Source organism: Pseudomonas sp. GW821-FHT02H09 (assembly GCF_059421425.1).
The window spans coordinates 105,658-131,858 of the sequence record NZ_JBWKVA010000002.1; the positions used below are offsets into that span (position 1 = coordinate 105,658).

The following is a 26,201-nucleotide window of genomic DNA, read 5'->3' on the forward strand; positions in this document are numbered from 1 at the left end:
ATCATGGACGCTTTTAACTACCGTGACGGCGAGCTGTTCGCGGAAGATGTTGCCCTGTCTGCCATCGCCGAACGCTTTGGCACACCCACCTACGTCTACTCCCGCGCGCACATCGAAGCCCAGTACCTGGCGTACGCCGATGCCCTGGCCGGCACGCCGCACCTGGTCTGCTTTGCGGTCAAGGCCAACTCCAACCTGGGCGTACTGAATGTCCTGGCGCGTTTGGGCGCCGGTTTCGATATCGTCTCCCGTGGCGAACTGGAACGCGTTCTGGCCGCTGGTGGCCAGGCTGACAAGATCGTCTTCTCCGGCGTCGGCAAGACCCGTGATGACATGCGCCGCGCCCTGGAAGTCGGCGTGCACTGCTTCAACGTCGAGTCGACCGACGAACTCGAGCGCCTGCAAGTCGTCGCTGCCGAACTCGGTGTTCGCGCGCCGATCTCGCTGCGGGTCAACCCGGACGTCGATGCCGGCACACACCCCTACATTTCTACCGGTCTTAAAGAAAACAAGTTCGGCATCGCCATTGCCGACGCCGAAGACGTGTACGTCCGTGCCGCCCAACTGCCTAACCTGGAAGTGGTCGGCGTCGATTGCCACATCGGCTCGCAACTGACCACCCTCCCGCCCTTCATCGATGCCCTCGACCGCCTGCTGGCGCTGATCGATCGCCTGAGCGATTGCGGAATCTACCTGCGCCACATCGACCTCGGTGGCGGTTTGGGTGTGCGTTATCGCGATGAAGAGCCGCCATTGGCTGCCGACTACATCAAAGCCGTGCGCGAACGCATCGACGGCCGCGACCTGGCGCTGGTGTTCGAACCGGGCCGCTTCATCGTCGCCAACGCCGGGGTGTTGTTGACCCAGGTCGAGTACCTCAAGCACACCGAACACAAAGACTTCGCCATCGTCGACGCGGCCATGAACGACCTGATCCGTCCGGCGCTGTATCAGGCCTGGATGGACGTCACGGCCGTGCGCCCGCGTGCAACCCCGGCGCGCGCCTACGATATCGTCGGGCCGATCTGCGAAACCGGCGACTTCCTCGCCAAGGATCGTCAGCTGGCGCTGGAAGAAGGTGACTTGCTTGCCGTGCATTCGGCCGGTGCTTACGGTTTTGTCATGAGCTCCAACTACAACACTCGTGGCCGTTGCGCCGAAGTGCTGGTTGATGGCGATCAGGCTTTTGAAGTGCGTCGCCGCGAGACGGTAGCCGAGTTGTTTGCTGGCGAAAGCCTGCTGCCGGAGTAAAACCATGCTGCTGCGTTTTACCAAAATGCACGGCCTGGGCAATGACTTCATGGTCCTCGACCTGGTCAGCCAGCACGCGCATATTCTGCCCAAGCACGCCAAGCAATGGGGCGATCGGAACACCGGTGTCGGCTTCGATCAACTGCTGATCGTCGAAGCGCCGAGCAACCCGGACGTGGACTTCCGCTATCGGATCTTCAACGCCGACGGTTCCGAAGTGGAACAATGCGGCAACGGTGCGCGCTGCTTCGCGCGCTTCGTGCTGGACAAACGCCTGACCGCAAAACGACAGATCCGCGTCGAGACCAAAAGCGGCATCATCGAACTGGATATCCGCAGCGACGGCCAGATCAGTGTCAACATGGGCCCGCCGCGCCTGGTTCCGGCCGATATTCCATTTGAAGCCCAAGCTCAGGCCTTGAACTATCCGGTCGAAGTCGACGGCAAGACCGTCGAGCTCGCCGCGGTGTCCATGGGCAACCCGCACGCCGTGCTGCGCGTGGACGATATCAACAACGCGCCGGTGCATGAACTGGGGCCGAAAATCGAAAACCACCCGCGCTTCCCGGCACGGACCAACGTCGGTTTTCTTCAGGTCATTGACCGCCAGCGTGCGCAGTTGCGCGTCTGGGAGCGCGGCACAGGGGAAACCCAGGCCTGCGGGACCGGTGCCTGTGCAGCAGCAGTGGCCGCGATCAGCCAGGGGTGGATGGATTCACCACTGTTGATTGACCTGCCGGGTGGGCGTCTGTCCATTGAGTGGGCCGGCCCCGGCCAACCGGTGATGATGACCGGACCGGCAGTGCGCGTATACGAAGGACAGGTGCGTCTATGAGTGAGCGAAATCCATGACCGATCAGCCTCAGGTTCCAGCCCAACAGCCCGACGAATCACCTTCTGAAAGCCTTGAGGCGGCGGCCATTGCCGCGTACCTGGAGGCTCATCCGGATTTCTTCGCCGAGCACGAAGAACTGCTCCTGGCATTACGCATCCCCCATCAGCGCGGCGATACCATTTCACTGGTCGAGCGCCAGTTGAAGATGTTGCGCGAACGCAATATCGAGATGCGTCATCGCCTCTCACAACTGATGGACGTCGCTCGCGACAATGACCGGCTGTTTGACAAGACCCGCCGACTGACGCTCGCGCTCATGGACGCCAGCAGCCTGGAAGACGTGGTGATCAGCGTTGAAGACAGCCTGCGACAGGACTTTCAGGTGCCTTTTGTCAGTCTGATTCTATTCAGCGACAGCGCCCTGCCCGTCGGCCGCTGGGTCACCAGTGCCGAAGCGCAGCAGACCATCGGCGGCTTGTTGTCGAACGGCAAAACCGTCAGCGGCAGTCTGCGTGAGCACGAACTGGACTTCCTGTTCGGCGAAGAACAGCGCAAGCAAATTGGCTCCACGGCCGTCGTCGCCCTCAGCCACCAAGGCCTGTACGGCGTCCTGGCCATTGCCAGCCGCGATCCGCAGCATTACAAAAGCTCGGTGGGCACGCTGTTCCTGAGCTACATCGCCGAAGTCATGGGCCGCGTACTTCCGCGCATCCACAACTCTCTACGCTCGGTACGCTAACCATGGAACGACAACTGGACGCCTACTGCGCTCACCTGCGCAGTGAGCGCCAAGTGTCACCCCATACGCTGGAAGCCTACCGCCGCGACCTGAACAAAGTGCTGGCGTACTGCGAGAAACAGCAGATTTCAAGCTGGGCCACGCTGGATATTCAACGCCTGCGTAGCCTGATCGCCCGCCTGCATCAGCAGGGCCAGTCCTCCCGCAGCCTGGCGCGCCTGCTTTCGGCGGTTCGCGGGCTCTACCACTACTTGAACCGCGAAGGCCTCTGCGACCACGATCCAGCCAATGGTCTGGCACCGCCCAAAGGCGAACGTCGGCTACCCAAAACCCTGGATACCGACCGCGCGCTGCAACTGCTCGACGGCGCTGTCGAGGACGACTTCCTGGCTCATCGTGATCAGGCGATTCTGGAGCTGTTCTACTCCTCCGGCCTGCGCCTCTCCGAGCTGACCGGGCTCAATCTAGATCAGCTTGATTTAGCGGATGGCCTGGTTCAAGTCCTTGGTAAAGGCAGCAAAACCCGGGTTCTACCCGTCGGCAAGAAGGCTCGGGAGGCATTGCAGCTGTGGTTGCCACTGCGCGCCCTGACCAACCCGGCAGACGACGCAGTATTCGTCAGCCAACAGGGCCGGCGCCTGGGACCGCGAGCCATCCAGCTGCGCGTTAAAGCCGCTGGCGAGCGCGAACTGGGGCAGAACCTGCATCCGCACATGCTTCGGCACTCCTTCGCCAGCCACCTGCTGGAGTCCTCGCAAGACCTGCGCGCCGTGCAGGAGTTGCTCGGTCACTCGGACATCAAGACCACGCAGATTTACACTCATCTGGATTTCCAGCATTTGGCGTCGGTCTACGACAGCGCCCATCCTCGGGCCAAACGCAACAAAGGCGGTGAGTAATGACGATCAAACTGATCACTTTCGACCTCGACGACACCCTGTGGGACACCGCCCCGGTCATCGTCGGCGCGGAAGCGGTACTGCGCCAGTGGCTGGCCGAGCACGCGCCAGACCTCGGCGGTGTAGCTGTCGAACACCTCTGGGCGATCCGTGAGCGTGTCCTGAGCAACGAACCTGGCCTCAAGCACCGGATCAGCGCCTTGCGGCGCAGAGTGTTGTTCCACGCACTGGAGGAAGCCGGTTACGCCCATCAGCAAGCGTCGGAACTGGCCGATCAGGGCTTTGAAGTGTTTCTGCACGCGCGGCATCAGCTCGAGATATTTCCTGAGGTGCAACCGACCCTTGAAGTCCTCGCCAGGCACTACACGCTTGGGGTCGTCACCAACGGCAATGCTGATGTCCGCCGCCTGGGCCTTGCTGACTACTTCAAGTTTGCCCTTTGTGCCGAAGACATCGGCATTGCCAAACCGGATTCGCGCCTGTTTCACGAAGCCTTGCAACGTGGTGAGGCGACAGCGCAAACCGCCGTGCATATCGGCGATCATCCCGGGGATGACATTGCCGGCGCGCAGCAAGCCGGACTGCGGGCGATCTGGTTCAACCCGGCGGGTAAAGTGTGGGAAGCCGAGAAGGCGCCGGATGCCGAGATTCGCAGTTTGACTGAACTGCCTGCGTTGCTGGCACGGTGGAGCGCCCAACACTGAACCTGAATATCACATACCCCCTGTGGGAGCGAACTTGCTCGCGATAGCGGAGTGTCAGCCGATATCAATTCCGAATGTTACGCCCTCATCGCGAGCAAGCTCGCTCCCACAGGGTATCGCGCCAAGCCCAAGACCATTTCCTTACGCCCATGAAAAAGCCCGCAGCGACGGCGGGCTTTTTCAGCAAGCAAGTAACCGGCGCGCTTAGATAGGACGGCTGCCGTACTTGTTGTCAGGCTTTTTTGGTGGATCGGCCACCACGTTGGCCTCGACTTCCTGCACTTTGCCGCCTTTGGAGAGAAACTCCTCCATAGCGCGCGCCAGAGCATCACGCTCTTTGTTCTTGGCTTCGACACTCGGCAGCTCATCGACTGAAATAGCAGCCTTGGCCTTGCCTTTAGCGGTCGGAACAGGCACATCGCTGCTGTCGTCGTCAGCAACGTCTTCGGCCGCCGTTTCGAGACCTTCTTCGGTCTCGTCTTCGTCACCTACTTCGAGGTCGTCGTTTTCCAGATCATCGTCGCTCATGTTCTACCTCATGACTTGCGAAAAGCAGATTAGTTATAGCCCAGCTACGCCGACTGTCGACGGCTGCCGGAAAAAAATCAATATCCGCTGGTAACCAGCGGTTTATGCCCCATCGCCGTGCAAGGTGACAAGGACTTTACGAGCACCACCATGATCACGATGCTCGCCCAGATAAACACCTTGCCAGCTACCTAACGCCAGTCGACCTGCCGTCACCGGCAAACTCAACTGACAGCCAAGCAAGCTGGCCTTGAAGTGCGCCGGGAGATCATCCGCGCCTTCGTCCTCATGTTCATAGCCGGCCATGCCTTGTGGGATCAGCCGATTGAAAAAACGTTCGAAGTCGCGACGTACCGCCGGGTCGGCGTTCTCGTTGATGGTCAACGACGCCGAGGTATGCTGCAGCCACAAATGCACCAGACCGACCCGACATGCCTTCAATTCAGGCAGGCCGGCGAGTAACTCGTCCGTTACCAGATGAAAGCCCCGAGGCCTTGCCCGCAGGGTAATCAGAGTCTGTTGCCACATACAGTTCTCCGCACATTCGGCGCGCATTCTAGCGCGCTCAGGGAAAAAACAAAGGGTCTAATATTCCTTCAATGCTGTAAGTCATTGGCCCAAAAAAAACAGCTTCGATGAACACGCCTGGGAGCGAAGGAAAAAACCTTTCAGCTGTTCCCTTATCGACAAAAGCCAGACAAAAAAATGCCCGACGGGGTCGGGCATTTTTTTCTCGCGTTTCTTTCTCGAGAACTTACACGTTGTAGGCGCGCTCATTGTGTTGCGCCAGATCGAGGCCGACCGACTCTTCCTCTTCGGTGATACGCAGCCCCATGACGGCGTCCAGCACCTTGAGAATGATGAAGGTCGCGATCGCGGTGTAGATCACCGTGAAGCCAACACCTTTGCACTGAATCCAGACCTGCGCCGCTATATCAGTCACGGTGCCGAAACCGCCCAGCGACGGAGCCGCGAACGCACCGGTGAGGATCGCGCCAAGGATACCGCCGATACCGTGCACGCCGAAGGCGTCCAGGGAGTCGTCATAACCCAGTTTGCGTTTCAGGGTGGTCGCGCAGAAGAAGCACACCACACCCGCCGCCAGACCGATAATCAGCGAACCCATCGGGCCGACCGTACCGGCCGCCGGGGTAATCGCCACCAGACCGGCAACCACACCCGAAGCGATACCCAGTGCGCTAGGTTTGCCGTGGGTCAGCCACTCGGCGAACATCCAGCCCAGGGCCGCAGCAGCGGTAGCGATTTGAGTCACCAGCATCGCCATGCCGGCAGTGCCGTTGGCCGCAGCGGCGGAACCGGCGTTAAAGCCGAACCAGCCGACCCACAGCATGGCGGCGCCCATCAGGGTGTAACCAAGGTTGTGCGGCGCCATCGGCGTGGTCGGGAAGCCTTTACGCTTGCCCAGCACCAGACAGGCCACCAGCCCGGCGACACCGGCGTTGATATGCACCACGGTGCCGCCAGCAAAGTCGAGCACGCCCCAGTCACCCAGCAGCGAACCCGGACCACTCCAGACCATGTGCGCAATCGGTGCGTAAATCAGGGTGAACCACAAACCCATGAAGATCAGCATCGCGGAGAACTTCATCCGCTCGGCAAAGGCACCGACAATCAGCGCCGGGGTGATGATCGCGAAGGTCATCTGATAAGTAACGAAAACCGCCTCAGGAAACAGCGCCGTAGGACCGGTAATACTGGCGGGCGTGATGCCGGCCAGGAAGGCCTTGGCGAAGCTGCCGACAAACGAGTTGAAGTTGACGACGTTTACTTCCATGCCAGTCGTGTCAAACGCCATGCTGTAGCCATACAGGAACCACAGGATGGTGACCAGACCGGTAATGGCAAAGCACTGCATCATCACCGAAAGAATGTTTTTGGAGCGAACCATGCCGCCGTAGAACAGCGCGAGGCCGGGAATAGTCATGAACAGCACGAGTGCAGTGGAGGTCAACATCCAGGCGGTATCGCCGGAGTTGAGGACTGGAGCCGCCACCGGATCTGCCGCCATGGCCAGGCTGGGCATTACGAGGGACAACAGGGCTCCTAGCCCTGCGAAATTACGCAGAGTCATATTGTTTTCTCCTGGGGCGTTGGGTTTGGTGGCTTAGATTGCGTCGGTGTCGGTTTCGCCGGTACGGATGCGAATAGCCTGTTCCAGATTGACCACAAAGATCTTGCCGTCACCAATCTTGCCGGTGTTGGCCGCCTTGGTTATCGCCTCGATAACCCGATCAAGATCCTTGTCGTCAATGGCGACATCAATCTTCACCTTGGGCAGAAAATCGACCACGTACTCCGCGCCGCGATACAGCTCGGTGTGACCCTTCTGCCGACCAAAGCCTTTGACCTCAGTAACGGTAATGCCCTGCACGCCGATCTCGGACAACGACTCGCGCACATCGTCCAGTTTGAACGGCTTGATGATGGCAGTGACTAGCTTCATGAAAACTCTCTCCCGAATTGGTGGACTTGCCCCAGGAAAACAAACCCGTCTCAAGTCTAAGCGCAGTGCCTGGCTTTGTAACGCATCGTCGGCCTGACTCAGCCATCCCGACGCCAGCTAACCGCTCCTGACGAAACACTTCCCCGTTCCGCCCGGCGCACTGCATTCGTCACAGCGACTGCATCAGTGCATGGGTTACCAACGACTAAGCAGAAAGCTTGCCATCTCGTGAAAACCCATTGATTTCAATCCCTTGGCCGCTGCAGCAGGCGTCTGTTTACAACCAGCGCAACAGATACGCACAACAACAGTGCGCGATCGCCCGCCAACATGCGCGAAAAGCGTGCATCCCTGCCTGCGCCATTGACTATAGACACTGCGTGATACACTGGCGGCCATCAGTTTTCAGGACACCTCCCATGCTCGCGCCCAAAGATCTCCTCGACGCCCTGAGCGGCCACGCTTCCCGCCTGTTCAGCGGCGACACCCCGCTGCCACGCAACGAAATCGAAAGCCAGTTCAAAGCCCTGCTGCAAAGCGGCTTCAGCAAGCTTGATCTGGTGAGCAGAGAAGAGTTCGACAGCCAGATGGTGGTACTGGCGCGCACGCGCGCTCGACTGGAAAGCCTGGAAGCGAAGGTGGCCGAACTTGAAGCGAAGCTGAGTCCGCCTGCAGAATGACGTTATCGTCCACCCCGCTCCTCCTGTAGGAGCGAGGCTTGCCCGCGATAAGGTCGGAACGACCTTCCGGCAATCTTGAAGCCCGCCCTACATCCAGGCTGATTCCTACAAAAACCACCACCGATTTCCGATTGCGCCGCTAGACCCGGGTCTCTACGCTCACCCCCAGCTGAACATTCAGCACTGGGTTTGGCGACCCGGAAGCTTAAGGCGCACGACGCCCACCATACGATAGCGGGCGTTTTTCATGTCCGTCGACTCATGTCATGGCGGCTGTGCGTGGGAGACTTTCGGGTCTGCCGGGTTCCTTTTGCTCCGGTTCGCCAACCCGCGTACAGCTGCCACCCAATCGTTTGGCGACGATTGCTGGCAGCCCCTTAAGCAGAAGGAGCTGTATCAATGAATAAAAATGAAGCTTATCTAGTCCCCCACGTCTTCACCCGCCACAAACTCCACCTCCACGCACTCCTGCTGGAAAACCAGGCATGGTTCAGCGCCCGCGATCTTGGGCGTTTGCTCCGGCTTTTTCTGGATGAGCGCGCGTTGCGCAAACTTGATTCCGATCAGCGCCAGACCTTGCGGCTGCTTTGCCATGGCAAGGTTGAGCACACGCTACTGATCAGCGAGTCCGGGGTCTATGCGTTACTGGTCTATCACTACTGCCCGGAGTACCGGGGTTTGCGGGAGTGGCTGACTCACGATGTGGTCCCTGCGTTGAGGGATGCCCAGCAAGCGACTTCAAGCGAACGCCCGATTCTGAGCCTGCTGGATTGGCCGCAGATGTCCCTGAGCCTGTTGCACTGGAATAACCAGCCATGGATCCGGTTGCAGGATGTTCCACACATGCTGCCGGAGGGTGAGCGGCCACGGAGTGTGAGCAATGCACCTTGGTGGAAACGTGCTTCACGGTTGCTTCAATCGTTTTAAGCCCTGTAAAGAACGAACCCCACGCTTTGGCATGGGGTTCGATCAACAGGTCTGTCAGGCGCAGTGTGGAAGACGCTCAACCTGATCCCGGATCGCAGCGCCACGCTCGATTTCAGCTTTGCGCAGGTCGTAAGTCGATTGCAGGTTCAGCCAGAACTCGGGGGTGGTGTCCAGGCAAATGGCAAGCCTGAGCGCGACATCGGCACTCACGCCGCGGCGCTGAAGCACGATGTCATTCACCGTTGGGGTGGATACATTCAGCGCCCTGGCCAAAGCCGCTGCCGTAAGACCCAGAGGCTCAAGGTATTCCTCTTTAAGGATTTCGCCGGGGTGAACCGGGCGCATACCGTTCTTAGTCATTTCTCACCTCAGTGATAATCGACGATTTCGACATTTTCAGGTCCGCTAGGACCCCAGATAAAGCAAATTCGCCATTGAGCGTTGATGCGGATGCTGTGTTGCCCTTTGCGATTTCCCTCCAACGCTTCCAGGCGATTGCCCGGAGGAGACCGAAGGTCCATCAACACGGCAGCAGCATCAAGCATCGCCAGTTTCCGTTCCGCGACACTGAGAATGGCTGACCACAGACGGGTCCTACCGTTGCGAAACAAGTACTCGGTCTCAGAACATTTAAAGCTTACGATCATGATTAAAGCTTAACGTTATTCGTTAACGTGAAGTGTATAGTCAAGATACATAAATGCAACCTGCTCGCTCGTTCACCTCAACTATCCTTCCAAAACCGCAGGACGCGGCTTCCGCACCATCAAGGAATGATTTATGTCTCTGGCCATCGTCCACAGCCGCGCCCAGATCGGCGTGGACGCACCCGCTGTCACCGTTGAGGTCCATCTGGCCAACGGCTTGCCATCCCTGACGCTGGTGGGCCTGCCGGAAACGGCCGTCAAGGAAAGCAAAGACCGGGTGCGCAGTGCGATTCTCAATTCAGGCCTCGATTTTCCGGCGCGTCGCATCACATTGAATCTCGCTCCCGCCGATCTGCCAAAGGACGGCGGGCGCTTTGATCTGGCGATTGCCTTGGGGATTCTCGCGGCCAGCATGCAGGTTCCGACATTGACGCTGGACGATGTCGAGTGTCTTGGGGAGTTGGCGTTGTCCGGTGCCGTACGGGCGGTACGCGGGGTATTGCCGGCCGCACTGGCCGCCCGCAAGGCCGGACGCACCCTGGTGGTGCCGCGCGCCAATGCCGAAGAGGCCTGCCTGGCTTCCGGGTTGAAGGTAATCGCGGTCGATCATCTGCTGGAGATAGTCGCGCACTTCAACGGCCACACACCTGTCGAACCTTTTGTTTCCAACGGTTTGCTACTGGCGAACAAGCCTTATCCCGACTTGAATGAAGTGCAGGGTCAGCTCGCGGCCAAGCGAGCCCTGCTGATCGCCGCAGCGGGCGCTCATAACCTGCTGTTCAGTGGCCCACCAGGCACCGGAAAAACGCTGCTGGCCAGTCGCTTGCCCGGTTTGCTTCCACCATTGGACGAGCATGAAGCGCTGGAAGTCGCAGCGATTCAGTCAGTCGCCAGCCATGTGCCGCTGAGCCACTGGCCACAACGGCCGTTTCGCCAACCCCATCATTCGGCATCCGGCCCGGCGCTGGTGGGTGGTGGCTCAAAACCGCAACCGGGGGAAATCACCCTCGCCCACAACGGTGTACTGTTTCTCGATGAACTGCCGGAGTTTGATCGCAAGGTTCTGGAGGTTTTAAGAGAGCCCCTGGAGTCCGGTGAAATCGTCATTGCCCGAGCCCGAGACCGGGTACGTTTCCCGGCACGCTTCCAATTGGTGGCAGCCATGAATCCCTGCCCGTGCGGTTATCTCGGCGAGCCCAGCGGACGTTGTCGCTGCACGCCGGAACAGATTCAGCGCTATCGCAACAAGCTCTCCGGCCCTCTGCTGGATCGCATCGACCTGCACCTGACCGTCGCTCGCGAAGCCACGGCGCTCAACCCTGCGAAACCATCCGGCGATGACACCGCCAGTGCCGCTTTACTGGTCGCCAATGCCCGCGAACGGCAGCAACGGCGTCAGGGTTGTGCCAATGCCTTCCTCGACCTGCCGGGGCTGCGCCAGCATTGCCAGTTATCCACAGTCGATGAGAATTGGCTTGAGACGGCATGCGAGCGGTTGACGTTGTCGCTGCGGGCGGCCCATCGACTGCTCAAGGTAGCGCGCACGTTGGCGGACCTTGAGCAGGTCGACTTGATCAGCCGGGAACATCTGGCTGAGGCGTTGCAGTATCGACCGACGGGTCAGTAAGCCGCGTTTGTAATCATTTTTTTAAGAAAACCCTCATTTCCAATCGTTTTTCTCAACGAACAATCGATTTTTCAGGTTTCGCCTCGCTCACCCCTTGCTCAGATCCACCAACGGCGTCTGCCGCACTTCGGTCTGTCGCCCGTTCTGAATCTCGTTGACTCGCTTCAGTGCCTTATCCACAGCCGGCTTATCCGCCAACAAGCTGTAATTGATCTGGAACTGACGCTGCTGCTTGGCACCGATAGTTGGCACCAGGTTCAGCGGCCGCTGATAGCGACGGTTGTAGGAGAAACTCGTGCCCGGCTCCAGGCCGGTAACGTAACCCTGGCCTTGGGTGTCGGTGTTTTTCCAGAGGGAGAACACAGGCAATTGCTCGGTGTTGAAACCGACCGCCACGCCCAGACTGCCCGCTTTGTTGTGCAGAACGGTGAGCGTGTCGCCCTTGGCGTCGGCGTATGGCACCACGTTGTAGACGGTTTCGTCGTAATCCTTGGTCGGACCTCGATAGGTTTGCCAGTCAGACAAATCCGCTTTGGCCTTGTCGTTGAACGGTGAGACTTGTTTCACCGGCGCGGCGAAACGGGCGCCTTGCTCCAGGAATGGCGTGCTGAAGTTGCTGTGATAAAGCGCCTGATATTCTTTCGGATAGTCGCCGTTGTTGGTCAGCGTGTCGTTGAGCGCAAAGCGCACGCTGCCGGGGTCGGTGACCAGTTCGGTCGCCACCGAAAAGTCGACTTTCTTGAAGGCCTGCTCTTTCAGCTCACCGCGCAGGCTGATGGCATAGGGCGGCTTTTCGTCGATATGCAGGGTGACCTTGTTCGCCGGGATATTGGCGGCGCGGCCATGCAGGGTCAGCAGCTCACCGTTGTCCATGCCCGGATGGCCGACCCATTCGTAGCCACAACGGGTGACCAGTTCGTTGAAACCCTCCAGCCAGCCCAGTCCGCCGCGGCCGTTGAGTTCGATAAACGACGGGTTGACCACGTCCTTCACTGGAGAATCCCAGCCCATGCGCACATTACCCACCGAGGCCTGCAGGACGTTCATTCCGCGAGTCGGCACCACGGACAGCTTCATTGCACCATTATCGATGTCGACAATGCTGACGCCCTCCTGACGACCACCATGCAGCGTGCGCATCGTCACGGAGAATGGCTTGGCGGTTTTTACTCCCAACTTTTCGCTGGTGATCTGAAAGTTTTGCGCGGCTTTGTCGGTATCGAGCAACACATAATCCCAAGCCATGGCTTGAGATGCAGCAGTCAGTGCGCTGAGGGCAACGATCAATTTGAGCGGGGTCATGGGAAAGCCTTTCTTGGAGTTGTGCAATTTTTATAGCGCTGATGAAACGATTCAGCAAGTATAAAAACGCACAGTTGAACGCCAATTGAGCTTTTGGCAGCGGATCCGTCACCTCGGTCATTTCGTGGGACTCGAGTTGCTTGTTCTGATGTCTTCGCGAGCAAGCCCGCTCCAGGGGGAAATCAGGGCGTCATCGTTTCAGCTCAGGCGCTCGACGTCAGGTAACTCCATCGCCTGGACTTCGCTCTGGAGAAAATCGCTGAGCCTGCGCAAACGCTCACCTCCTGGACGGGTTTTCGGCCAGACCAGGTAATAATTCTCACCGCTGGCGACGGCTGTCGGCCACGGCAGACTCAACCGCCCCTGCGCGACATCCTCAGCCACCATGAGCAGGTCGCCCATGGAAACACCGTAGCCACGGGCAGCGGCGATCATGCCCAGCTCCAGTGTGTCGAAGACCTGGCCGCCCTTGAGTGACACTTGTTCGGAGAGACCCATGCGCTCCAGCCAATTGCGCCAATCGCGACGGTCCGGCGTCGGATGCAGCAACTCGGCGCTAGCCAGGCGCGCGGCGTCCCAGGGTTGATCGCTCAATAGACTCGGCGCGCCTACCGGGATCAGCAGCTCGGGGAACAGGTAGCTGGCCTCCCAATCCGGGGGAAAGTGCCCGTTGCTGAGCAGTACCGCACAATCGAAGGGTTCCTGGTTGAAGTCCACCGAGTCGACATCCATCCAGGCGCTGGTCAGTTGCACCTCGTTACCCGGTTGCAAATGCCGGAAACGGCTGAGGCGCGCCAGCAGCCAACGCATGGTCAAGGTCGACGGCGCCTTCATTCGCAGGATGTCATCTTCAGCGCGCAGGGTATTGCAGGCACGCTCCAGTGCCGAGAAGCCTTCACGTATCCCTGGCAGCAGCAGACGCGCAGCTTCGGTCAGCTGCAAGTTTCGACCGCTGCGCTGAAACAGACGGCAGGCGAAATGCTCTTCCAGCGTGCGAATGTGTCGGCTGACAGCGCTCTGGGTAATCGACAGCTCTTCGGCCGCACGAGTAAACGAGCTATGCCGCGACGCCGCTTCAAAAGCGCGCAAAGCGTAAAGAGGAGGAAGACGACGGGACATTGGGAGCGTTCCTATAGCGCAATGGCAAAACCCTACCAGAAACCTCGACGCATGAGTTTTAATCATGCGAGCAATCGTTTTTATCCCTTTGTGCACACGCCCGAGAGCGCCGAGAATCAACCCTTCCCTGCCCTTGTGAACAATCGAGACTGATGATAATGCAGCATCCAGCACGTATCGAACTCCGGGCCATCCTGCGGCTGGCCGGGCCGCTGATCGCCTCGCAGTTGGCACACATGCTGATGGTGCTCACTGACACTTTGATGATGGCCAGACTGAGCCCCGAAGCCCTCGCTGGTGGCGGTTTGGGCGCCGCCAGCTATACGTTCGTGTCGATCTTCTGCATCGGTGTGATTGCCGCGGTTGGCACCCTGGTTGCCATTCGCCAGGGCGCAGGCGACATCAAAGGCGCTACCCGCCTGACCCAGGCCGGGCTCTGGCTGGCCTGGCTGATGGCACTGGTGGCCGGTCTGCTGCTGTGGAACCTCAAGCCCGTTCTGCTGATGTTCGGCCAGACCGAAACCAACGTCCACGCCGCCGGCCAGTTCCTGCTGATCCTGCCATTCGCCCTGCCCGGCTACCTGAGTTTCATGGCCTTGCGCGGTTTTACCAGCGCCATCGGCCGCGCGACTCCGGTGATGGTCATCAGCCTGGGCGGTACCGTGGCCAACTTCCTGCTCAACTATGCGTTGATCACCGGCATGTTCGGCCTGCCGAAGCTCGGTCTGACCGGGATCGGCCTGGTCACGGCAATCGTCGCCAATTGCATGGCTCTGGCGCTGGCCTGGCATATCCGTCGGCATCCGGCCTACGACGCTTATCCGCTGCGTCAGGGGCTGTCGCGGCCAAACCGCCAGTACCTGCGCGAGCTGTGGCGTCTGGGGCTGCCAATCGGTGGCACCTATGCGGTGGAAGTCGGCCTTTTTGCGTTCGCCGCGCTGTGCATGGGCACCATGGGCAGCACGCAACTGGGCGCACATCAGATCGCGCTGCAAATCGTCTCGGTGGCATTCATGGTTCCAGCGGGTATTTCCTATGCGATTACCATGCGCATCGGTCAGCACTATGGCGCAGGGCAATTGCTGGACGCCCGCTTGGCCGGTCGGGTCGGGATCGCCTTCGGTGGGGCCGCGATGCTCGGTTTCGCGATGGTGTTCTGGCTAGTGCCGAACCAGCTGGTCGGGCTGTTCCTCGATCAAAACGACCCGGCCTTTCGCGATGTGATCAACCTGGCTGTGAGCTTGCTGGCGGTGGCTGCCTGGTTCGAGCTGTTCGACGGCACGCAAACCATCGCCATGGGCGCGATTCGCGGGCTCAAGGACGCCAAGACCACCTTTGTGGTGGGCCTGGGCTGCTATTGGCTGATCGGCGCACCCGCTGCGTGGTTAATGGCCTTTACCCTCGGTTGGGGGCCGACCGGCGTTTGGTGGGGTCTGGCGTTGGGGCTGGCCTGCGCGGCAGTGAGCCTGACGCTGGCGTTCGAAGGGAAGATGAAGCGGATGATCAAAGGCAAGCCCTCATCGCAGAGGGCTCTGGAGCAAGGCATCGGCGACCTGTCGGCTTAGCAGAAATCCTGCACGGTTTGCTGGCAGGCGCCGAACGTCAAGTACTCGACCAATTCAACCAAGGGTAACGGCTTGCTGATCAGGTAACCCTGAACCTGATCGCAGCCGAAGCCGCTCAGTAACGCAAGCTGCTCCGGCGTTTCGACGCCTTCGGCCACCACTTCCAGGTTGAGGTTGTGCGCCAGATTGATCATCGCGTGGACCAGCTTGCGGTTCTCTTCGCGCAGTTCCATGCCGCCGACAAAGCTCTTGTCGATCTTCAGCAGCGCAATCGGCAGGCTGTTGAGGTGAACGAACGAAGAGAAGCCGGTGCCGAAGTCATCCAGTGAGAAACGCACACCCAAACGACCCAGCGCATCCATGGTCTGCTTGACCAGGTCACTTCGGCGCATCACTGCGGTTTCCGTCAGTTCGAACTCCAGCCATTGCGCCTCGACGCCACGCTCGGCAATCAGGCGACTCAACGTCGAGAGCAGCTGACTGTCCTGGAACTGCCGGAACGACAGGTTGACCGCCATGTGCAACGGCGGCAGGCCGCGTTCGCGCAGAGCCTGCATATCCCGCAGGGCGCGGGAAATCACCCAATAACCGAGCGGCACGATCAAACCGCTTTGCTCGGCCAGCGGAACGAATTCGCTGGGCGGCAACAGGCCACGCTCGCCATGCCGCCAGCGCACCAACGCCTCGAGACCGACAATCTGCCCGTCTTCCAGGTTCAGCCGTGGCTGGTAATGCAGTTCCAGTTCGTCACGACGCAAGGCACGACGCAGTTCGCTTTCGAGATCGGCGAGGCTGCGGGCGTTACGATTGATGCGCTCATTGAAAATATGAAAAGTGCAGCCTTGGGTGCTTTTGGCCTGTTGCATGGCGATATGCGCGTGCCACATCAGCGGGTCGGCACCGGCCCGTGTGCGGGCATGGGCAATACCCAGACTGCAGCCGATCAGCAGGCTTTCACCATCGACCCAATAGGGCTCGGACATGGCTTCGATAATGCGTTCAGCCATCCACTCGGCACGCTGCGGCGCCCGGCGGGTGTCGACCAACAAGGCAAATTCATCACTGCCCAGACGCGCCAGTTGATCGCCGGCTTCAAGCTGGCTTTTGAGCCGCGAGACCACCTGCAGGATCAGCCGGTCACCGGCCTGGTGACCGAGGGCATCATTGGCGTGACGAAAGTTGTCGAGGTCCAGATGACCCAGCGCAAGGCCACGCCCTTCATTCTCGGCAAGACGGGCTGCCAGCAAGGTCTGAAACCCCTGGCGATTGGCGATGCCGGTCAGCGGGTCCTGTTCAGCCAGGCGTTGCAAGGTGTTTTCCAGCACACCTCGCTCACGAACATGGCGCAGACAACGGCGCAACGTAGCAATATCCAGAGCATCGCGGACCAACCAGTCGCTGACACCGTCCGGTGCGACTACCGGTTCGTGCTCCAACAGCAATACCGTTGGCAAACTGCAGCGACCCGGAGCGGGTTGCAGGGCTGGAGTCGTCAATAACACCGCAGTGCGGTCGTCATCGAACAAACTACTGACCGACTCCCAGCTCGGCGCACTGATCAGCACAGCCGAGCTCCCCATCGGAGCCAGACACTCGCGCAACAACGCTGCCCACGCTGGCTCTTGGGCCAGAAGCAGCAAACGCAAGGGTTCGACAGGCGTAGACAAGCTAGCTCCCTAGACTCTGCAAAAGATGTTGGCGGCGGGCATTATGACGTGCCGATAAACACTGACCAATGCTATTGATTATCAAAAACCGGCTTGTACCGCTCAAACACGAACATTAGACGCAAATTCATTGCGCATCCTGCGGGAAAGTAACAAAACCGGCAAATTTAGATCGAGTGCTACGTCACAAGTCGCAGAGGAGCGGCAGAATCTTTCCAGCCTGTTAAAATGCCCGCCCATTTCGCAAGCGACCTCCTTTTCCGTCATGTCCCGACTCAATCCCCGGCAGCAAGAAGCCGTGAACTATGTCGGCGGCCCTCTTTTGGTGCTCGCCGGCGCAGGCTCCGGCAAGACCAGCGTGATCACCCGCAAAATCGCCCATCTGATCCAGAGCTGCGGCATCCGTGCGCAGTACATCGTCGCCATGACCTTTACCAACAAGGCCGCGCGGGAGATGAAGGAGCGAGTCGGCAGCCTGCTGCGCGGCGGCGAAGGCCGCGGGTTGACGGTGTGTACGTTCCACAATCTGGGTCTGAACATCATCCGCAAAGAGCATGCACGTCTGGGCTATAAGCCAGGGTTCTCGATTTTCGACGAGACCGACGTCAAAGCCCTGATGACTGACATCATGCAGAAGGAATACTCGGGCGACGACGGCGTCGACGAGATCAAGAACATGATCGGCTCGTGGAAAAACGACCTGATTCTGCCGCCCGAAGCCCTGGAAAATGCCCGCAACCCCAAGGAGCAGACCGCCGCCATCGTCTACACCCACTATCAGCGCACGCTCAAGGCATTCAACGCGGTGGACTTTGACGACCTGATCCTGCTGCCGGTAAAACTGTTCCAGGAGCACGCCGACATCCTGGAAAAATGGCAAAACAAGGTCCGCTACCTGCTAGTGGACGAATACCAGGACACCAACGCCAGCCAGTATTTGCTGGTGAAGCTGCTGATCGGCAAGCGTAACCAGTTCACCGTGGTGGGTGATGATGACCAGTCGATCTACGCCTGGCGCGGCGCACGCCCGGAAAACCTGATGTTGCTCAAGGACGACTATCCGTCCTTGAAAGTGGTAATGCTCGAGCAGAACTACCGCTCCACCAGCCGTATCCTGCGCTGCGCCAACGTGCTGATTTCGAACAATCCCCACGCGTTTGAAAAACAACTGTGGAGCGACATGGGGCACGGCGACGAAATCCGCGTGATCCGCTGCCGCAACGAAGACGCCGAAGCAGAGCGCGTGGCCGTGGAACTCCTCACCCTGCACCTGCGCACCGACCGGCCCTACAGCGACTTCGCCATTCTTTATCGCGGTAATTACCAGGCCAAGCTCATTGAGCTCAAGCTTCAGCATCACCAGATTCCGTATCGCCTCTCCGGCGGCAACAGCTTTTTCGGACGTCAGGAAGTCAAAGACCTGATGGCTTACTTCCGCCTGCTGGTGAACCCGGACGACGACAACGCCTTCCTGCGGGTGATCAACGTCCCACGCCGGGAAATCGGTTCGACCACCCTGGAAAAGCTCGGCAACTACGCCACTGGGCGCAAGATCTCAATGTACGCCGCTACCGAAGAAATTGGCCTTGGCGAGCACCTGGACAGCCGCTTCACCGATCGCCTGACGCGCTTCAAGCGCTTCATGGATCGCGTACGTGAGCAATGTGCGGGAGAGGACCCGATTTCCGCACTGCGCAGCATGGTCATGGACATCGATTACGAGAACTGGCTGCGCACCAACAGTTCCAGCGACAAAGCCGCGGACTACCGCATGGGCAACGTCTGGTTCCTGATCGAGGCGCTGAAGAACACCCTGGAAAAAGACGAAGATGGCGAAATGACCATCGAAGACGCCATCGGCAAGCTGGTCTTGCGCGACATGCTCGAACGTCAGCAGGAAGAGGAAGACGGCGCCGAAGGTGTGCAAATGATGACCTTGCACGCCTCCAAGGGCCTGGAATTCCCCTACGTGTTCATCATGGGCATGGAAGAGGAAATTCTCCCTCACCGCTCCAGCATCGAAGCCGACACCATCGAAGAAGAACGCCGCCTGGCCTACGTCGGAATTACCCGAGCTCGTCAGACTCTGGCCTTCACCTTCGCTGCCAAGCGTAAGCAATACGGCGAGATCATCGACTGTGCGCCGAGCCGCTTCCTCGATGAACTGCCGCCGGACGACTTGGCCTGGGAAGGCACCGACGACATCCCTACCGAAGTCAAAGCCGTTCGTGGCAATACCGCGTTAGCGGATATACGCGCAATGTTAAAGCGCTAAATTGACTACTTTTTAACCGAACACTTTTTATCAGAGCTTAGGCGCACAAAGCGCTAAAAGAGGACGTTCCGTGGAAGCCCTGCACAAGAAAATTCGCGAAGAAGGCATCGTGCTTTCCGATCAGGTCCTGAAAGTCGACGCCTTTCTGAACCACCAGATCGACCCGCAATTGATGAAGCTGATCGGCGATGAGTTCGCCACCCTGTTCGCAAATTCGGGCATCACCAAGATCGTTACCATCGAAGCCTCGGGTATTGCTCCGGCGATCATGACCGGACTGAATCTCGGTGTGCCGGTGATTTTCGCCCGCAAGCATCAGTCCCTGACCCTGACCGAAAACCTGCTGTCGGCGACTGTGTACTCGTTCACCAAGCAGGTCGAAAGCACTGTGGCGATTTCTCCACGGCACCTGACCAGCAGCGACCGCGTGCTGATCATCGATGACTTCCTGGCCAATGGTAAGGCCTCGCAAGCGCTGATCTCGATCATCAAACAAGCCGGCGCCACCGTGGCAGGCCTGGGTATCGTGATCGAGAAGTCATTCCAGGGCGGCCGTGCCGAGCTGGACGCTCAGGGCTATCGCGTTGAATCCCTGGCCCGGGTGAAATCCCTGGCGGGCGGCGTCGTGACCTTTATCGACTAATCCGCCACACCACAAACCCCCTGCGGGAGCGGGCTTGCTCGCGAATGCGGTTTGTCAGTCACATCAATGCTGGATGTGCCGCCGTCTTCGCGAGCAAGCCCGCTCCCACATTTGATCGTCGCTGGTAGTTACTTCGCGGTGGCCTGTAGACCTGCCAACAGCAATCGCTGATACAGATCCTCGCGCAGGCCCTCAGGTTTCGTCAGTTGCATCCGTTCAAGATGAGCCGGGTATTGCGATGGCTGCGGCGCATCCAGCGCGGCCTTGCCCAGCTCGAGAATCTCGGTGAGCTTGAACTTGCTCTTCAACCAGTTGAGCGCCCGCAACAGATCACGCTCCTCGTTGCTGAAGTCGCTGCCCAACGGATACTCCGGAAAAAGCTGGGAATGCCGTGCCTGAATCGCCTGCAGACGCTGCGGGTTGTTGTCGGTGAAACGTGGATCAAGACGGAAGTCCTTGGGCAACTTGCCGACTTTCTGTGCCTGCTCGATCAAGCCCTGCTGGAAGCGTGAATCGCTGATACTCAGCAAGGCCTCGATCACCGCCGCATCGGTCTTGCCGCGCAGATCGGCGATGCCGTACTCGGTCACCACGATGTCGCGCAGATGCCGCGGGATCGTGCAGTGACCGTAATCCCAGACCATGTTCGAACTCACTTCGCCGCCTGATTCGCGCCAGCTGCGCAAAATCAGGATAGAACGCGCACCCTCCAGTGCATGGCCTTGGGCAACAAAGTTGTATTGCCCGCCGACACCGCTCAGTACCCGCCCATCCTCCAGTTGATCCGCCACCCCGGCACCGAGCAGGGTCATGGTAAAGGCACTGTTGATGAAACGTGCATCCTGGCGCTGCAACCGCTTGAGCTGTTCATTGCCGTACAGCTCATTGATGTAGCTGATGGCGGTCATGTTGAATTCAACCAGCTTGCTCGGCGGCAACTCGCGTAACCGCTGATAGAAACTGCGCGGCCCGAGAAAGAACCCGCCATGCACTGAGATACCGCCCTGCTGCGCGGCCTCATCCAGCGCTCCGGCATTCGCCTGCTCTTGCAGCGCAACCTGCGCATAAACCTTACGCCTTACGATTCCTGCATCGGCCAGAACCAACAGCCCGTTGACGAACATTTCGCTGCAACCGTAAAGCCCTTTGGCGAAGGGCTCGACGCCGCCTTCACGCTCGATCAGACGCTGCCAGTGTGTGACATCGATCTCCGCCAACAGCGCTCGATAACCGTCGTTATCCGCCTGACGTGCCAGCAGTGCTGCAGTCAGCGCATCGCCCATGGAGCCGATGCCGATCTGCAAGGTGCCGCCATCGCGCACCAAAGTACTGGCGTGCAGCCCGATGAAATGGTCCTGCAAGCCCACGGGCATATTCGGCGTGGAAAACAGCGTTGTGTGGTCCTCCTCGTCGATCAGCAGATCGAAGGCGTCACTGCCGATTTCCGCATGGCCCGGCATGTAAGGCAGGTCTCGATGAACCTGGCCGAGCAGCAGAATGGTTTCTCCCGCCGCGCGGCGCTTGGCGATCATCGGCAGCAAGTCGAGTGTGATATCCGGGTTGCAGCTCAAGCTCAGGCGATCCGCCTGTGGATCACGAGCGACCAGTTGCGCGACCAGGTTCAAACCGGCGGCATTGATGTCCCGCGCGGCATGGCTGTAGTTGCTGCTGACGTAGTCCTGTTGAGCGGGCAGGCTGTTGAGCAAACTCCCTGGCTGCATGAAGAACTGCTCGATGCGGATGTTGGCCGGCAGGCTGTCGTGGTGCAGATCAGCGAGATAATCCAGTTCCGTATAATCGCCGAATACACGTTCGACAAAGGGCTCGAGAAAGCGCCGTTGCAAGCCATCACCCAAGGATGGGCGACCCAGACTCAGGGCTGTGTAGATCGTCAGCCGTCGCCCGGGCAGTTGTGCAATGCGTTGGTACAGCGCGTTAACAAAAGCATTGGGTTTGCCAAGGCCCAGCGGCAAACCCATATGAATATGCACCGGTAAACGTGCGAGCACAGCATCGACCGCATGCTCGATTGAACAGGACTGCACCATCTGACCCTCCGTGGACGCGCCTTGAGCCGGGGAGGGACTGAGCTTGCCGGGTCTTTGCTGCAAAGAACAGCCTTGAGGCCAAATCTCGGGCACAAAAAAGCCGCTTGTAAGCGGCTTTTTCGCGGAAGATGGGGCTTATTTCAGGCCGGACATCTTCTGGATTGCGCCTTTGAGATCGCTATCGGAGCAATCGGCGCAGGTGCCTTTGGGCGGCATCGAGTTGATGCCGGTAATGGCTTTGGCCAACAGGCCGTCAAGACCACCTTGCTCTTTGGCGCGCTTGCCCCAGTCGGCAGCGTCGCCGATTTTTGGCGAACCCAGCAGGCCGGTGCCGTGGCAAGCATTGCAATGCTTGGCAATCACGTCGTCAGGGGTTTTCGCACCGCCGCCGCCCGCCGAAGCAGCGACTTCCATCCCCTTGCACTCTTGACCTTGTACACAGACCTGGCCGACTGGTTCAAGGCGTTTAGCGATATCGTCGTTGGTCGCAGCTTGAGCGCTGACTGCCCAAAGGGCCAATACGGTTGCTGGTGCAGCCAGCATTTTCATAATTAGGTTCACGCGTACACCCTCAATGGTGGCTAGTCACGCCCACGGCCACGGTTCGCAGGCGGGCGCAAGTATAGCGGTTAGCCTGCCACACTGAAACAACCCTAAAGTCGAAGGGGTATTAGTCGCGGCGGAAAACTAACCAGAGCGCCTGCACAAACCTTGCTGGACGCCTTCCTCTTAGAAATTCGCTGGCGTGGCTGCGCTGATTAGCCGCGCCGGCGCGTCGAACGGATTACGGAAACGGTGCGGCTTGGTGCTTTCGAAGTAGTAGCTGTCACCGGCCTCAAGCACGAATGTCTCAAGCCCCACCACCAACTCCAGACGACCTTCCAGGAGAATCCCGGTCTCCTCACCTTCGTGGGTGAGCATTTCGCCGCCGGTATCGGCGCCTGGTGGGTAAATCTCGTTGAGAAAAGCGATTGCCCGACTCGGATGAGCCTTACCAACCAGCTTCATGGTGACCGCGCCATCGGAGATATCGATCAGTTCGTGAGCTTTATAGACGATCTGAGTCGGTTTTTCCTGGAGGATTTCTTCGGAAAAGAACTCGACCATGGACATGGGGATACCACCAAGAACCTTCCTCAGCGAACTGATCGAGGGACTGACGCTGTTTTTCTCGATCATCGAAATGGTGCTATTGGTGACCCCCGCACGCTTGGCAAGCTCACGCTGGGAAAGACCTTTCAGTTTACGGATCGATTGCAGTCGTTCACCGACGTCCAATGCATTAGCCTCCCAGGATTCAGGTTGTAGGGTATTGAGCGTTATCATGGCGACAGCGTTCAGTATTTACAACACTTGGGCCTGAATCCGCTTCAGGAAGGCGACTTCCGGTAAGGCAGAGTGCCCTTTAGCTCCCGGAATAGAGCAGTGGCACTCGGCGCAGGTTGCAGAAAATCTGATAAGGAATAGTGTCGGCAGCCATCGCCACGTCGCTGGCAAGGATGTTCTTGCCCCACAACTCGACCGTCGAACCGAGGCCGGCCTGCGGTACATCGGTCAGATCAATGCACAACATGTCCATCGATACCCGCCCAAGCAGCTGACTGCGTTGACCAGCCACCAACACTGGCGTACCGGTAGGCGCCTGACGCGGATAGCCGTCGGCATAACCCATGGCAACCACGCCAATACGCATTGGTTTGGGCGTGATGAACTTCGCACCGTAACCAACCGGTTCGCCGGCGGGCAGCTCACGCACGCTGATCACTTTCGATTCCAGGGTCATCACTGGCTGCAAACGCGCAGCCACCGCATTGGCCTCCTCGAACGGAGTCGCGCCGTAAAGCATGATGCCCGGGCGCACCCAGTCACTGGGAATGTTCGGCCAACCGAGAACCGCCGGCGAGTTGCGCAAACTGACCTGAGCCGACAACCCCTGGCGAGCGGCTTCGAACACCGCGACCTGCTCGGTACTGCGGGCGCAATGGAGCTCATCGGCGCGGGCGAAGTGGCTCATCAGGACAATCTTTGCCACTTTGCCACTGGCCAGGAGTCGTTGATAGGCCCCTTGATAATCCGCCGGATGCAGTCCGACGCGGTGCATGCCCGAGTCGAGCTTGAGCCAGATGGTCAGCGGCTTGGCCAGTGCGGCTTTCTCGATCGCCTCGAGCTGCCACAACGAATGCACCACACACCAGAAATCATGCTCGACGATCAGCGCCAGCTCATCGGCTTCGAAAAACCCTTCGAGCAACAGCACCGGCGCACGAATACCGGCTGCACGCAGTTCCAGCGCTTCCTCGATACAGGCCACGGCAAAACCGTCAGCCTCAGCTTCCAGAGCCTGGGCGCAGCGCACCGCGCCATGGCCATAAGCATCGGCCTTGATCACGGCGAGAGCCTTGGCTCCCGACACTTCGCGGGCCAGTTGGTAGTTGTGACGCAGAGCTTGAAGATCGATCAGGGCACGGGCAGGACGCATGGCGGCAGACTTCTAGGCGGTCATGAGGGAAGAAAAAACCGGCGCTGGCTGACAGCGTGAACCACCAACAGCGCCGGGAGAGGGATCGTTGTTACTTAAAGCGTTACTTAAGGCAGAGCGGCCACAACCGACAGCTCAACCAGAATTTCCGGCTCGCAGAGCTTGGCTTCGACGGTTGCGCGGGCAGGTGCCACACCTTTTGGCAGCCACTTGTCCCAGACAGCGTTCATACCGGCGAAGTCAGCGTCGATGTCTTTCAGGTAGATCGTCACCGACAGCAGACGATTCTTGTCGGTCCCGGCCAGATCCAGCAAACGCTCGATGTTGGCAAGGGTTTCACGGGTCTGCTGTTCAATCCCGGCGTTCATATCGTCGCCAACCTGTCCTGCCAGATACACGGTATTGCCGTGTACAACGATCTGGCTCATGCGCTCATTGGTGAGCTGGCGCTGGATTGACATGTTTAGCTGACTCCTTGGGATTGTTATCGTAACGAGAAATATCGAGGCCTTCGGCACTGATCTGCGGCGTTTTCTTCGCCATCAGGTCAGCCAGCAAGCGACCAGAACCACACGCCATGGTCCAGCCGAGCGTACCGTGACCGGTGTTCAAAAACAGATTGCGCAACGGTGTGGCACCGACAATCGGTGTGCCATCCGGTGTGGTCGGACGCAGGCCGGTCCAGAAACTGGCCTGGGACAAATCACCGCCCTGAGGATAGAGGTCGTTGACGATCATCTCCAGGGTTTCGCGCCGACGCGGATTGAGCGACAGGTCAAAACCGGCAATTTCAGCCATGCCACCGACACGAATGCGGTTGTCGAAACGGGTGATCGCGACCTTGTAAGTCTCGTCGAGGATAGTCGAAGTCGGGGCCATCTCCGGGTTGGTGATCGGCACGGTCAACGAGTAACCCTTGAGCGGGTACACCGGCGCCTTGATGCCCAGCGGCTTGAGCAACTGCGGCGAATAGCTGCCGAGTGCCAGCACGTAGCGGTCAGCGGTTTCCAGCTTGCCGTCGATCCACACACCATTGACCCGATCACCCACGTAGTCGAGGCGCTGAATGTCCTGGCCGAAGCGGAATTCCACACCCAGTTTCACAGCCATTTCGGCCAGGCGGGTGGTGAACATCTGGCAGTCACCGGTTTGGTCATTCGGCAAGCGCAAGGCACCGGCGAGGATGTCGGTGACGCTGGCCAGTGCGGGTTCAACGCGGGCGATGCCGGCGCGGTCGAGCAGTTCAAAAGGTACGCCAGACTCTTTGAGCACCGAGATGTCTTTCGCCGCGCCATCGAGTTGCGCCTGTGTGCGGAACAGCTGGGTAGTCCCCAGGCTGCGTCCTTCGTAGGCAATACCGGTTTCGGCGCGCAGTTCGTCGAGGCAGTCACGGCTGTATTCGGACAGACGGACCATACGCTCTTTGTTCACCGCATAGCGGCTGGCGGTGCAGTTGCGCAGCATCTGCGCCATCCACAGGTATTGATCAATTTCGGCAGTGGCCTTGATCGCCAGCGGCGCGTGGCGCTGCAACAGCCACTTGATGGCTTTGAGCGGCACACCCGGCGCGGCCCAGGGCGAGGCATAACCTGGCGAGACCTGGCCTGCGTTGGCGAAACTGGTTTCCATGGCAGCGGCCGGCTGGCGGTCGACGACCACCACCTCGAAGCCGGCCCGAGCCAGATAATAGGCACTGGCGGTACCTATGACGCCGCTACCCAAGACCAGAACGCGCATTTTCATATCCCTCATCGCGGCTTACCGCTGACGTTTGTTGTTCAGAGCGAAGATGCGCGCAGTGT

The 26,201-nt window shown here is 59.3% G+C and carries 26 protein-coding genes; 11 read left to right on the forward strand and 15 right to left on the reverse strand.

Annotated elements, in window-relative coordinates:
* Window positions 1-3: 3 nt before the first annotated feature.
* Genes lysA through AC07VR_RS02950 form a run of 5 tightly spaced genes read left to right on the forward strand, consistent with a single transcriptional unit; the run spans window position 4 to window position 4,428 of the window.
* Complete coding sequence (gene lysA, locus AC07VR_RS02930) at window positions 4-1,251, forward strand: diaminopimelate decarboxylase (protein WP_495010418.1); 1,248 nt, start codon at window positions 4-6, stop codon at window positions 1,249-1,251.
* 4 nt (window positions 1,252-1,255) lie between these two features.
* On the forward strand, window positions 1,256-2,086 hold the full coding sequence (gene dapF, locus AC07VR_RS02935; RefSeq protein ID WP_495010419.1) for a diaminopimelate epimerase: 831 nt from the start codon (window positions 1,256-1,258) through the stop codon (window positions 2,084-2,086).
* A 13-nt stretch (window positions 2,087-2,099) separates the two neighbouring features.
* The gene (locus AC07VR_RS02940) at window positions 2,100-2,825 is read left to right on the forward strand and encodes a DUF484 family protein (protein WP_494990863.1); all 726 of its coding nucleotides are present in this window, start codon (window positions 2,100-2,102) and stop codon (window positions 2,823-2,825) included.
* A 2-nt stretch (window positions 2,826-2,827) separates the two neighbouring features.
* Window positions 2,828-3,724 (forward strand): tyrosine recombinase XerC, encoded by an 897-nt coding sequence (xerC, locus tag AC07VR_RS02945; protein WP_494990864.1) that lies wholly within the window; start codon window positions 2,828-2,830, stop codon window positions 3,722-3,724.
* Complete coding sequence (locus tag AC07VR_RS02950; protein ID WP_495010420.1) at window positions 3,724-4,428, forward strand: HAD family hydrolase; 705 nt, start codon at window positions 3,724-3,726, stop codon at window positions 4,426-4,428. Before xerC ends, AC07VR_RS02950 begins: the two co-directional genes overlap by 1 nt.
* Window positions 4,429-4,632: 204 nt before the next feature.
* Here the strand turns inward: AC07VR_RS02950 and sutA are convergent, their stop codons facing one another.
* The 4 genes from sutA to glnK all read right to left on the reverse strand — a co-directional run bounded on the left by sutA (window position 4,633) and on the right by glnK (window position 7,420).
* Window positions 4,633-4,956, reverse strand: coding sequence for a dormancy-specific transcriptional regulator SutA (gene sutA, locus AC07VR_RS02955; RefSeq protein WP_494990866.1), 324 nt, complete (start codon window positions 4,954-4,956; stop codon window positions 4,633-4,635).
* Window positions 4,957-5,058: 102 nt separating this feature from the next.
* A complete protein-coding gene (locus AC07VR_RS02960; protein ID WP_494990867.1) occupies window positions 5,059-5,484 on the reverse strand; it encodes a secondary thiamine-phosphate synthase enzyme YjbQ in 426 nt (141 codons plus the stop codon).
* Between the two features lie 226 nt (window positions 5,485-5,710).
* Window positions 5,711-7,048 carry an ammonium transporter gene (locus AC07VR_RS02965; protein WP_494990868.1) on the reverse strand — a complete coding sequence of 446 codons (1,338 nt, stop codon included), beginning with the start codon at window positions 7,046-7,048 and terminating at the stop codon, window positions 5,711-5,713.
* A 33-nt stretch (window positions 7,049-7,081) separates the two neighbouring features.
* Window positions 7,082-7,420, reverse strand: a complete 339-nt coding sequence (gene glnK, locus AC07VR_RS02970; RefSeq protein ID WP_002555808.1) for a P-II family nitrogen regulator — start codon at window positions 7,418-7,420, stop codon at window positions 7,082-7,084.
* Between the two features lie 419 nt (window positions 7,421-7,839).
* Here glnK and AC07VR_RS02975 point away from each other — a divergent pair, with 419 nt between their 5' ends.
* Together AC07VR_RS02975 and AC07VR_RS02980 are read left to right on the forward strand one after the other, a co-directional pair.
* Window positions 7,840-8,100, forward strand: a complete 261-nt coding sequence (locus AC07VR_RS02975; RefSeq protein WP_494990869.1) for an accessory factor UbiK family protein — start codon at window positions 7,840-7,842, stop codon at window positions 8,098-8,100.
* Between the two features lie 399 nt (window positions 8,101-8,499).
* Window positions 8,500-9,027 (forward strand): BRO-N domain-containing protein, encoded by a 528-nt coding sequence (locus tag AC07VR_RS02980; protein ID WP_495010421.1) that lies wholly within the window; start codon window positions 8,500-8,502, stop codon window positions 9,025-9,027.
* Between the two features lie 54 nt (window positions 9,028-9,081).
* On the opposite strand, the gene AC07VR_RS02985 is transcribed toward AC07VR_RS02980, so the two are convergent.
* Both AC07VR_RS02985 and AC07VR_RS02990 read right to left on the reverse strand, forming a co-directional pair.
* A complete protein-coding gene (locus AC07VR_RS02985; protein WP_494990871.1) occupies window positions 9,082-9,387 on the reverse strand; it encodes a HigA family addiction module antitoxin in 306 nt (101 codons plus the stop codon).
* Window positions 9,388-9,395: 8 nt separating this feature from the next.
* Window positions 9,396-9,674, reverse strand: coding sequence for a type II toxin-antitoxin system RelE/ParE family toxin (locus tag AC07VR_RS02990; RefSeq protein WP_494990872.1), 279 nt, complete (start codon window positions 9,672-9,674; stop codon window positions 9,396-9,398).
* Window positions 9,675-9,807: 133 nt separating this feature from the next.
* On the opposite strand from AC07VR_RS02990, the gene AC07VR_RS02995 reads away from it, so the two are divergent.
* The gene (locus tag AC07VR_RS02995) at window positions 9,808-11,301 is read left to right on the forward strand and encodes a YifB family Mg chelatase-like AAA ATPase (protein WP_494990873.1); all 1,494 of its coding nucleotides are present in this window, start codon (window positions 9,808-9,810) and stop codon (window positions 11,299-11,301) included.
* 87 nt (window positions 11,302-11,388) lie between these two features.
* On the opposite strand, the gene AC07VR_RS03000 is transcribed toward AC07VR_RS02995, so the two are convergent.
* Window positions 11,389-12,603 carry an aldose 1-epimerase family protein gene (locus AC07VR_RS03000; protein ID WP_495010422.1) on the reverse strand — a complete coding sequence of 405 codons (1,215 nt, stop codon included), beginning with the start codon at window positions 12,601-12,603 and terminating at the stop codon, window positions 11,389-11,391.
* A gap of 198 nt (window positions 12,604-12,801) precedes the next feature.
* A complete protein-coding gene (locus AC07VR_RS03005) occupies window positions 12,802-13,722 on the reverse strand; it encodes a LysR substrate-binding domain-containing protein (RefSeq protein ID WP_494990875.1) in 921 nt (306 codons plus the stop codon).
* Window positions 13,723-13,874: 152 nt separating this feature from the next.
* Here AC07VR_RS03005 and AC07VR_RS03010 point away from each other — a divergent pair, with 152 nt between their 5' ends.
* Entirely contained in the window at window positions 13,875-15,287 is a 1,413-nt protein-coding gene (locus AC07VR_RS03010; RefSeq protein WP_495010423.1) for a NorM family multidrug efflux MATE transporter, read from the forward strand.
* Here AC07VR_RS03010 and AC07VR_RS03015 read toward each other — a convergent pair.
* Entirely contained in the window at window positions 15,284-16,954 is a 1,671-nt protein-coding gene (locus tag AC07VR_RS03015; RefSeq protein WP_495010424.1) for a putative bifunctional diguanylate cyclase/phosphodiesterase, read from the reverse strand. The genes AC07VR_RS03010 and AC07VR_RS03015 overlap by 4 nt on opposite strands.
* A gap of 265 nt (window positions 16,955-17,219) precedes the next feature.
* Between AC07VR_RS03015 and rep the strand changes: the two genes are divergently transcribed.
* On the forward strand, window positions 17,220-19,229 hold the full coding sequence (rep, locus tag AC07VR_RS03020; RefSeq protein WP_494990878.1) for a DNA helicase Rep: 2,010 nt from the start codon (window positions 17,220-17,222) through the stop codon (window positions 19,227-19,229).
* 70 nt (window positions 19,230-19,299) lie between these two features.
* Window positions 19,300-19,872, forward strand: coding sequence for a xanthine phosphoribosyltransferase (locus AC07VR_RS03025; protein ID WP_495010425.1), 573 nt, complete (start codon window positions 19,300-19,302; stop codon window positions 19,870-19,872).
* Between the two features lie 128 nt (window positions 19,873-20,000).
* On the opposite strand, the gene AC07VR_RS03030 is transcribed toward AC07VR_RS03025, so the two are convergent.
* From AC07VR_RS03030 to dadA, 6 genes are all read right to left on the reverse strand, one after another.
* Complete coding sequence (locus tag AC07VR_RS03030) at window positions 20,001-21,920, reverse strand: acetyl-CoA hydrolase/transferase C-terminal domain-containing protein (RefSeq protein ID WP_495010426.1); 1,920 nt, start codon at window positions 21,918-21,920, stop codon at window positions 20,001-20,003.
* A gap of 135 nt (window positions 21,921-22,055) precedes the next feature.
* Window positions 22,056-22,481, reverse strand: a complete 426-nt coding sequence (locus tag AC07VR_RS03035) for a c-type cytochrome (RefSeq protein WP_495010427.1) — start codon at window positions 22,479-22,481, stop codon at window positions 22,056-22,058.
* A 168-nt stretch (window positions 22,482-22,649) separates the two neighbouring features.
* Window positions 22,650-23,198: a cupin domain-containing protein gene (locus tag AC07VR_RS03040; protein WP_489069446.1), complete on the reverse strand. Its 549-nt coding sequence runs from the start codon at window positions 23,196-23,198 to the stop codon at window positions 22,650-22,652.
* A 127-nt stretch (window positions 23,199-23,325) separates the two neighbouring features.
* Window positions 23,326-24,399, reverse strand: a complete 1,074-nt coding sequence (alr, locus tag AC07VR_RS03045) for an alanine racemase (protein WP_495010428.1) — start codon at window positions 24,397-24,399, stop codon at window positions 23,326-23,328.
* A 107-nt stretch (window positions 24,400-24,506) separates the two neighbouring features.
* On the reverse strand, window positions 24,507-24,860 hold the full coding sequence (locus AC07VR_RS03050) for a RidA family protein (RefSeq protein WP_495010429.1): 354 nt from the start codon (window positions 24,858-24,860) through the stop codon (window positions 24,507-24,509).
* Window positions 24,832-26,136 carry a D-amino acid dehydrogenase gene (gene dadA / locus AC07VR_RS03055; protein WP_495010430.1) on the reverse strand — a complete coding sequence of 435 codons (1,305 nt, stop codon included), beginning with the start codon at window positions 26,134-26,136 and terminating at the stop codon, window positions 24,832-24,834. Before dadA ends, AC07VR_RS03050 begins: the two co-directional genes overlap by 29 nt.
* Window positions 26,137-26,201: the final 65 nt, after the last annotated feature.

What these genes read in the sequence shown, in the direction of transcription:
- lysA (WP_495010418.1), top strand. Translation starts at nt 4, where the DNA reads ATGGACGCTTTTAACTACCGTGACGGCGAGCTGTTCGCGGAAGATGTT.
- dapF (WP_495010419.1), top strand. Translation starts at nt 1,256, where the DNA reads ATGCTGCTGCGTTTTACCAAAATGCACGGCCTGGGCAATGACTTCATG.
- AC07VR_RS02940 (WP_494990863.1), top strand. Translation starts at nt 2,100, where the DNA reads ATGACCGATCAGCCTCAGGTTCCAGCCCAACAGCCCGACGAATCACCT.
- xerC (WP_494990864.1), top strand. Translation starts at nt 2,828, where the DNA reads ATGGAACGACAACTGGACGCCTACTGCGCTCACCTGCGCAGTGAGCGC.
- AC07VR_RS02950 (WP_495010420.1), top strand. Translation starts at nt 3,724, where the DNA reads ATGACGATCAAACTGATCACTTTCGACCTCGACGACACCCTGTGGGAC.
- sutA (WP_494990866.1), bottom strand. Translation starts at nt 4,956, where the DNA reads ATGAGCGACGATGATCTGGAAAACGACGACCTCGAAGTAGGTGACGAA.
- AC07VR_RS02960 (WP_494990867.1), bottom strand. Translation starts at nt 5,484, where the DNA reads ATGTGGCAACAGACTCTGATTACCCTGCGGGCAAGGCCTCGGGGCTTT.
- AC07VR_RS02965 (WP_494990868.1), bottom strand. Translation starts at nt 7,048, where the DNA reads ATGACTCTGCGTAATTTCGCAGGGCTAGGAGCCCTGTTGTCCCTCGTA.
- glnK (WP_002555808.1), bottom strand. Translation starts at nt 7,420, where the DNA reads ATGAAGCTAGTCACTGCCATCATCAAGCCGTTCAAACTGGACGATGTG.
- AC07VR_RS02975 (WP_494990869.1), top strand. Translation starts at nt 7,840, where the DNA reads ATGCTCGCGCCCAAAGATCTCCTCGACGCCCTGAGCGGCCACGCTTCC.
- AC07VR_RS02980 (WP_495010421.1), top strand. Translation starts at nt 8,500, where the DNA reads ATGAATAAAAATGAAGCTTATCTAGTCCCCCACGTCTTCACCCGCCAC.
- AC07VR_RS02985 (WP_494990871.1), bottom strand. Translation starts at nt 9,387, where the DNA reads ATGACTAAGAACGGTATGCGCCCGGTTCACCCCGGCGAAATCCTTAAA.
- AC07VR_RS02990 (WP_494990872.1), bottom strand. Translation starts at nt 9,674, where the DNA reads ATGATCGTAAGCTTTAAATGTTCTGAGACCGAGTACTTGTTTCGCAAC.
- AC07VR_RS02995 (WP_494990873.1), top strand. Translation starts at nt 9,808, where the DNA reads ATGTCTCTGGCCATCGTCCACAGCCGCGCCCAGATCGGCGTGGACGCA.
- AC07VR_RS03000 (WP_495010422.1), bottom strand. Translation starts at nt 12,603, where the DNA reads ATGACCCCGCTCAAATTGATCGTTGCCCTCAGCGCACTGACTGCTGCA.
- AC07VR_RS03005 (WP_494990875.1), bottom strand. Translation starts at nt 13,722, where the DNA reads ATGTCCCGTCGTCTTCCTCCTCTTTACGCTTTGCGCGCTTTTGAAGCG.
- AC07VR_RS03010 (WP_495010423.1), top strand. Translation starts at nt 13,875, where the DNA reads ATGATAATGCAGCATCCAGCACGTATCGAACTCCGGGCCATCCTGCGG.
- rep (WP_494990878.1), top strand. Translation starts at nt 17,220, where the DNA reads ATGTCCCGACTCAATCCCCGGCAGCAAGAAGCCGTGAACTATGTCGGC.
- AC07VR_RS03030 (WP_495010426.1), bottom strand. Translation starts at nt 21,920, where the DNA reads ATGGTGCAGTCCTGTTCAATCGAGCATGCGGTCGATGCTGTGCTCGCA.
- alr (WP_495010428.1), bottom strand. Translation starts at nt 24,399, where the DNA reads ATGCGTCCTGCCCGTGCCCTGATCGATCTTCAAGCTCTGCGTCACAAC.
- AC07VR_RS03050 (WP_495010429.1), bottom strand. Translation starts at nt 24,860, where the DNA reads ATGTCAATCCAGCGCCAGCTCACCAATGAGCGCATGAGCCAGATCGTT.
- dadA (WP_495010430.1), bottom strand. Translation starts at nt 26,136, where the DNA reads ATGCGCGTTCTGGTCTTGGGTAGCGGCGTCATAGGTACCGCCAGTGCC.